Origin of the sequence: Kitasatospora sp. MAP5-34 (assembly GCF_029894335.1) — a bacterium.
GTDB lineage: Bacteria > Actinomycetota > Actinomycetes > Streptomycetales > Streptomycetaceae > Kitasatospora.
This window is the reverse complement of sequence record NZ_JARXZC010000012.1, coordinates 148,533-155,165: the sequence shown is the minus strand read 5'-3', so window position 1 is coordinate 155,165 and position 6,633 is coordinate 148,533. Positions and strand designations below refer to the sequence as shown.

The 6,633-nt window shown below is 73.2% G+C and carries 6 protein-coding genes; 3 read left to right on the top strand and 3 right to left on the bottom strand.

The features are described from left to right. Nucleotides 1-115 precede the first annotated feature (115 nt). Complete coding sequence (locus P3T29_RS13520) at nucleotides 116-1,615, bottom strand: glycosyltransferase family 39 protein (RefSeq protein WP_280716642.1); 1,500 nt, start codon at nucleotides 1,613-1,615, stop codon at nucleotides 116-118. Nucleotides 1,616-1,853: 238 nt separating this feature from the next. On the opposite strand from P3T29_RS13520, the gene P3T29_RS13515 reads away from it, so the two are divergent. Both P3T29_RS13515 and P3T29_RS13510 read left to right on the top strand, forming a co-directional pair. After that, nucleotides 1,854-3,368, top strand: coding sequence for an alkaline phosphatase family protein (locus P3T29_RS13515; RefSeq protein ID WP_280716641.1), 1,515 nt, complete (start codon nucleotides 1,854-1,856; stop codon nucleotides 3,366-3,368). Further along, nucleotides 3,365-3,952, top strand: coding sequence for a hypothetical protein (locus P3T29_RS13510; RefSeq protein ID WP_280716640.1), 588 nt, complete (start codon nucleotides 3,365-3,367; stop codon nucleotides 3,950-3,952). The genes P3T29_RS13515 and P3T29_RS13510 overlap by 4 nt, the downstream gene beginning before the upstream one ends. Nucleotides 3,953-4,041: 89 nt before the next feature. Here the strand turns inward: P3T29_RS13510 and crcB (P3T29_RS13505) are convergent, their stop codons facing one another. Both crcB (P3T29_RS13505) and crcB (P3T29_RS13500) read right to left on the bottom strand, forming a co-directional pair. Beyond that, on the bottom strand, nucleotides 4,042-4,416 hold the full coding sequence (crcB, locus tag P3T29_RS13505) for a fluoride efflux transporter CrcB (protein WP_280716638.1): 375 nt from the start codon (nucleotides 4,414-4,416) through the stop codon (nucleotides 4,042-4,044). Beyond that, nucleotides 4,413-4,868 carry a fluoride efflux transporter CrcB gene (crcB, locus tag P3T29_RS13500; RefSeq protein ID WP_280716649.1) on the bottom strand — a complete coding sequence of 152 codons (456 nt, stop codon included), beginning with the start codon at nucleotides 4,866-4,868 and terminating at the stop codon, nucleotides 4,413-4,415. Before crcB (P3T29_RS13500) ends, crcB (P3T29_RS13505) begins: the two co-directional genes overlap by 4 nt. A gap of 280 nt (nucleotides 4,869-5,148) precedes the next feature. Between crcB (P3T29_RS13500) and P3T29_RS13495 the strand changes: the two genes are divergently transcribed. After that, nucleotides 5,149-6,567, top strand: coding sequence for an MFS transporter (locus tag P3T29_RS13495; RefSeq protein WP_280716637.1), 1,419 nt, complete (start codon nucleotides 5,149-5,151; stop codon nucleotides 6,565-6,567). Nucleotides 6,568-6,633 lie beyond the last annotated feature (66 nt).

Sequence of the window (6,633 nt, the reverse complement as noted above, 5' to 3'; positions counted from 1 at the left end):
ATCACCAGCACCTTGCCGAGGTCGGCGAAGGTGGTCTCCTCAGGGGCAGTCACGTCTGAAGCCTTTCGAAGCAGCTGTAGGAGGCGGCGAGCCCGGAGCCGACGGTGCTCTGCCGCTACGGGTGCCTGCGCACCAGCAGCGACACCGTCAGCGCGCGCACGTGCCGGACCTCGGTGGGGGTGAAGGCCGTCGCCAGGGCCCGCGCCTGGTCGGCGGGGAAGTCCTGGTACGGGTTGTCACCCGTGCCGATGGTAACGACCCACGCCCGGTTCACGTTTCCGGTGCACTCGGCAGGCGCCGGGCAGGGGACGGCGAAGAGGTCGTCCGCCTGGACGGCGGTCCGCTCGATCAGCAGGGGTACCGGGTGCACCCCGGGCGGCAGGTAGTACGTGACCCCTGGTCCGATCATCATCCAGGCGTTGTCCCCGGCCACCGCCGCCAGCCCGTCACCGGTCCGGTAGCCGGCCGCCACCAGCCCGGCGGCGCCCTGGAAGTCGGTTTCGGTGTGCGAGGTGACGAACCGGACCTCCCGCTGCTGCGGCAGCCCCACCAGCGCCGTCCCGGCGGCCAGCGCGAGCGCCAGTACGGCGGCCGGGCGGCCGGGCACCGCCCGCAGCAGCAGGGCGTGCACCGTCCCGATCCCGCCGCCCGCCAGCGCGGCCCAGGCCGGCAGGGTGAAGAGCAGGTAGCGGTCGAGGAAGTACGACGTCCCGCCGTGCGAGACCGCCCAGACCCCGAGCACCGGCAGTACGGCGAGCGCCCCGAGTTGCAGGGCGGCGGGCCACTGCGCGGGCCGCAGCAGCGTCAGCAGGGCCAGCGCCGCGAAGGCGTAGAACACGCCGCGCGAGCCGAACAGCTCGGGCCAGAAGGTCCAGAGCCGGTCCGGGCCGGGGACGGTGATCCAGACCAGCTGCCGCCCCGACTGCTGCCGCCCCGCCAGCATCAGCGGGACGAGCGGCAGCAGCGCGCCCGCGACCGCCGCCGGGAACTGCCACAGCACCCGCCGCCCGCCCGGCCGCCGCGCGGCCACCACGACCACGACCAGCTGCCCGGCCAGGCTGCTGAGCGAGACCAGGTGCAGCGCCCCGGCCAGCGCCGTACACAGCCCGTACCAGGCCCACCGGCCCACGCCGGGCCGTTCCAGCGCGCGCAGCAGGCACCAGGTCCCCGCCACCACCAGGCAGGTCACCAGCGCGTACGTGCGGGCCTCCTGGGCGTACGCGGAGATGTTCGGCACCACCGCGAGCAGCAGCCCGGCGGCGAGCCCGGCCACCCGGCTGTCGAAGAAGCGGCGCGCCAGCAGCGCGGTGAAGGCGGCGGCGCCCGCCATCGCCAGCGTGGAGGGCAGTCGCAGGGCTGTCACGGACTCGCCGAAGAGCGCCGTCCAGAGGTGCAGCACCAGGTAGTAAGTGCCGTTGCTGGCGTCGACGTTCCCGAGCATGCCGACCAGCCGTCCGAGGCTCCGGCCGGAGGCGCTCCAGCTGGACACCTCGTCACGCCAGAGTTCGGGCGTCCTGATCCGGTAGAGCCCGAGCAGCAGTGCCAGGACGGCGGGCCAGAGCCAGACGCTGCCGACCAGGGCGCGGGTGCGGGGGCCGGTGGGTGAACGATTCACGGGCTCATAATCTGATCATCCATGACCTGACGGATCGCCAAGTCTCGCTGTCCGTACGGTGGTAAGCCTACGGGAGCCGGTCTGCGGGAGTCGGTCTGCCGGAGTCCGGCTCCTGGATGGCGAGGCGCCGGCGGCGGTGGGCGGCGGCCCCAAGTGGCGAAGAAGTGAAGTGTGAATTCACCCACTATTTACTCACGAGTAGGTGTACGCGCGTAGAGTGCCCGCGAGTATGTTCCCCATGACACTCAGGGGAATCCGGCTGCGCCGGACAGGTGCGGGCCGTAGCAGGTCGCGGATGGCGGCCACGGTCGCGGCGACCGCGCTGGCCGCCGCAGGGCTGGTCGGGGGCAGCGGGGCCGGCTCCGCGATGGCCACGTCGCACAGCTTCCAGCCGCCGAAGATCAAGCACGTGTGGACCATCATGCTGGAGAACAAGTCATACGAGGCTTCGTTCACCGGGCTCAACCAGAACAGCTACCTGTGGAAGACCCTGCCGCAGTACGGCGAGCTGCTGCGCCAGTACTACGGCACCGGGCACTACAGCCTCGACAACTACATCAGCGCGGTCAGCGGTCAGGCCCCGGCGCCGGCCACCCAGGCGGACTGCGGGCAGTACACCAACGTCTCGCCCGGTACGCCGGCCGCCGACGGCCAGGTCCACGCGACCTCGGGCTGCGTCTACCCCAGCTCGACGCACACCCTCTTCAACCAGCTCGACGACAAGCACGTCAGCTGGAAGTCCTACATGCAGGACATGGGCAACACCCCGGGCCGCGAGGACCCGTACAAGTGCGGCATCCCCGGTGACCCGTCGGGCTCGGGCGTCGTGGACCCGGGTGGTGCCACCGCCGCCGACCAGTACGTGCCCAAGCACAACCCGACGGCCTGGTTCCACTCGGTGATCGACAACCCGAAGGACTGCGCCAAGGTCGTGCCGCTCGACGGCCGTCCGGCCCAGCCGGGGCACGCCGCGCTGAGCGGTCTCGCCCAGGACCTGAAGAGCGAGAAGACCACCCCGGCGTTCTCCTGGATCACCCCGAACAACTGCTCCGACGCGCACGACTCCTCCTGCAAGGGCGACAACGGTTCGGGTGACCCGAACAACCACCAGGGCGGCCTGTACGCCTCGGACCTGTTCCTGCAGAAGTGGATTCCGCAGATCATGGCCTCGCCGGCCTTCCAGGACGGCGGCCTGATCGACATCACCTTCGACGAGGCGTTCCCGCCCTACAAGCTGTACGGGAACTCCACCGCCGACTACACCGGCAACGCCGACAAGACGCTCAACACCCCGACCGACACCGCCCAGTCGGTGGTCGCGTGCTGCAACGAGCTGCCCGGCCCGAACACCAGCCAGCCCGGTGACCAGGCCTTCGGCCAGGACACCACGCCCGGCGGTGGCATCACCGGCTCGGTGCTGATCTCCCGTTACATCAAGCCCGGCACGATCAGCGACCAGCCGTACAACCACTACTCGTGGCTGCGCAGCATGGAAGACCTCTTCCACGTCAACTGCGGTGGCACCGACGGCCACGGCCACCTCGGCTACGCCGCCACGGCGGGTCTGCGCCCGTTCGGCCCGGACGTCTACAACAACCCGAGCGGCCGGGCCATGCAGCCCGCCGTGATGGGCAGCACCGGCGTCTACTCGGCCACCTCCGGGCAGCCGCAGGACCAGCCGGCCGACCTGGCGCCGGACTTCACCGGTGCCAACGCGATCACCGACAGCCTCAAGCCGGGAGCCGGTAAGTGACCGAGCGCTCCACCGACCGAGGCCGCGCCCAGTACGGGCGCGGCCTCGGCCGCGCCCGGGCGGCCGCCGCCCTGCTGGTGCTGCTGCTGGCGGGCGCGGCCGGCTGCGCGTCGGACGGCGGCAACGTGACGCAGGACCTGGGCCGGGTGCCGATTCCCACGCCGCCGGCCTCCCCGATCGTGCCCACCGCCGTCCCGGGGCACCCGCAACTGGTCGCGATGGGCGACGCCGTCCATCTCGACCTCGGCCCGCAGCAGGCGCAGATCACCGCGACCGGTCCCGATCTCGCGCTGTCGGCCCCCGCGCCCGGCGGCACCCCGCCGTCCGCCTCCCGGGGCACCGTCACCGTGACGCTGCACGTCCCGGCGGGCAGCGGCGCGCTGAGCGCGTCCGGGCTGGCCGTCAGCGACGAGCTCGGCCATCCCGTCCCGTTCACCACGGACCTGGCCGCCGCCACCGCGACCCCCGGTCACGACGCCGTCCTGCACCTGGCGGCGACCTTCGCGGCCGGCCACTCCACCCTCAGCTGGGCCGCCGCCGGAAAGCCGCTGGCCACCTGGGACTTCGAGGTCGAACTCGACTGACCGCCCTGGTGGGACCGGTCGCTCCCACCTCGGCGGTCAGGCCCGGCGCGCGGTCAGGCCCGGCGCGCGGTCAGGCCCGGCGCGCCTGGTCAGGTCCAGAGCGCCTGGGCCAGCACCGAACCGACGTACGCGGCTCCCAGCCCGGCCACGACGGAGGCGGCCACGTTCGCGACGGCGAAGAACCTCGCGCCGGTCCCGGCCAGCCGCAGCGTCTCGTAGGAGAACGTCGAGTACGTCGTCAGCGCGCCGCAGAACCCGGTGCCGACCAGCAGTTGCAGGTCCGGCCCGGCGACACCGGCCGAGACGGCCCCGGCCAGCAGGCCCAGGACCAGGGACCCGGCCACGTTGACGGCGAACGTCCCCCAGGGGAAGACGGTGTCGTGCCGGCTCTGGACGGCGCGGTCGGTCAGGTAGCGCAGCGGCGCGCCGACCACGGCCCCGGCGATGACGAGGAGCCAGTTCACCGCGACCTCCCGGCCGTCGACCGCAACCGGGCGGCGGTCGCGAGCAGCCGGGTGGCGGTCGCGCCGACCCACACCGCGCACAGCGCGGCGGTGAGCGTCCCGGCGAGGTACAGCAGCGCGAGGCCGGCCCGGTGCGAGTCGGTGAGGTGCTGGACGTCCACGGCGTAGGTGGAGAAGGTGGTGAACCCGCCCAGCACTCCCGTGCCGAAGAACGGGCGGAGCAGCGGGTGCGGCGAGCGCAGCTCGGTGATCACCGTCATGAAGGCGCCGATCACCAGGCACCCGAGCACGTTGATGCCCAGCGTGGTCCACGGGAACGTGCCGGGCGCGGTCGGCCACGTCAGCGCCGCGCCGTAACGGGCGCAGGCCCCGGCGGCGCCGCCGACGGCCACCGCCGCGAGGACCAGGGCCTGCCGAGGGCCGGTGCTCCGGGTCGTCCTTGGGGCCGTCAGTCTGCTCGGCGTCGGTGGTGCGCCGTTCTGGGGTGCCACTGCCTCTCCCTGCACGCGAAGGGCCTGGGCCGCAGGCCGGCCCCCAGGATAGCGACCCGGTCTGCCCGAGGATCGGGACCGGAGTTCATCCCCCACAGAACACATCCCCTACCGAATATGTCTGCTGCCGATGTAAAGTGGGGGTGTGAACAGGCCTCCACGCGGGCGCCTACCGTCCCGGCCACCCATACCGGCGGAGCCGCTCCGCGACAGCAGTCCCCGGCGGGGCGGCACCACGACGGTGAGCGACCGCTCTCAGCTCGCGGGGCCTCGCCTCCGCGCCCTGCTCACCACCGAGCGCCCGCGCCCGGAGCTGATCCGCGAGCACCCGGCGGCCTGGCGGCTGGCCGTCGCCACCGTGTGCTTCGGCGCGTTCATGGGACAGCTGGACGCCAGTATCGTCACCCTGACCTACCCCTCGCTGCGCACCGAGTTCCACACCTCGCTCGCCGGGGTCGAATGGGTCTCGCTCGCCTACCTGCTGACCCTGGTCGCCTTCCTGGTGCCCGTCGGTCGCCTGTCCGACGTCCACGGCCGCAAGCTGATGTACCTCTACGGCTTCGCGATCTTCACCGCCGCCTCCGCCGCCTGTGGTCTGGCCCCCGGCCTCGCCGCCCTGGTCGGCTTCCGGATCGTCCAGGCCGTCGGCGCGGCCCTGATGCAGGCCAACAGCGTCGCCCTGGTCACCACCAGCGCCCCGCCCGGCCGGATGCGCGCCGCCCTCGGGATCCAGGCCGCCGGGCAGGCCATCGGCCTGGCACTCGGCCCCACCATCGGCGGTGCGCTGGTCGCGACGCTGGGCTGGCGGTGGGTCTTCCTCGTCAACGTCCCGATCGGGATCGTCGCGCTGGTCTCCGGCCACTACCTGCTGCCCCGCACCCGGCAGTGCGCGAGCACCGCCCGGATCGACCCCACCGGCGTCCTGCTGCTGGCCACCGCCACCACCTCCGCGCTGCTCGCCCTCTCGGTCGCCTCCGGGCTCGGCCTGCCGGGCTGGACGGTCGCCGCGCTGGCCGGTCTCGCGGTGTCGTCCGGCTGGGCGTTCGTCCGCCGCCAGGCCCGCCACCCCAACCCGCTGATCGACCTGCGCCTGCTGCGGACCGGGCGGATCGGCCCCGGTCTGCTGGCCGGGCTGTGCGGCTACCTCGTCCTGTTCGGACCGCTGGTGCTCGTCCCGGTGGAACTCGCCGGCCACGGCGGTACGCCGCTGGCCACCGGCCTGGTCCTCACCGCCCTGCCGGTCGGGTTCGCGCTGGCCGCCACCACGGCCGACCGGCTGCTGCCGCCCACCTGGAGCGACGTACGCCGCAGTCGTACGGGTGCCATCGGCTGCCTGGCCGCGCTCGTCCTGCTCGCGCTGCTGCCGCAGCAGGCGGCCGTACTGCCGTACCCGCTCGCTCTGCTCGGCCTCGCGCTCGGGGTGTTCATCCCGGCCAACAACGCCCTGGTGATGAAGGCCGTCCCCGCGACCTCGGCCGGGACCGGCGGCGGCATGGTCAACATGACCCGAGGTCTCGGCACCGCCGTCGGAGTGGCCGCCGTCACCCTCGCCTTCCACCTGGCCCCCGGAGGCGCCGGAGCCCGTACGGCCACGCTCACCCTGGCGGCCTTCGCCGCCCTCGCCCTGGCCACCACCCTGCCGGGCCGCCGCCCGTCCTGACCACGGTCGGTCCGGGCGGCCGGGTCACCGGCGCGGGTGCGCCGGTGACCCGCTCTCGGCGTTCGG

What these genes read in the sequence shown, in the direction of transcription:
- P3T29_RS13515 (WP_280716641.1), top strand. Translation starts at nt 1,854, where the DNA reads ATGACACTCAGGGGAATCCGGCTGCGCCGGACAGGTGCGGGCCGTAGC.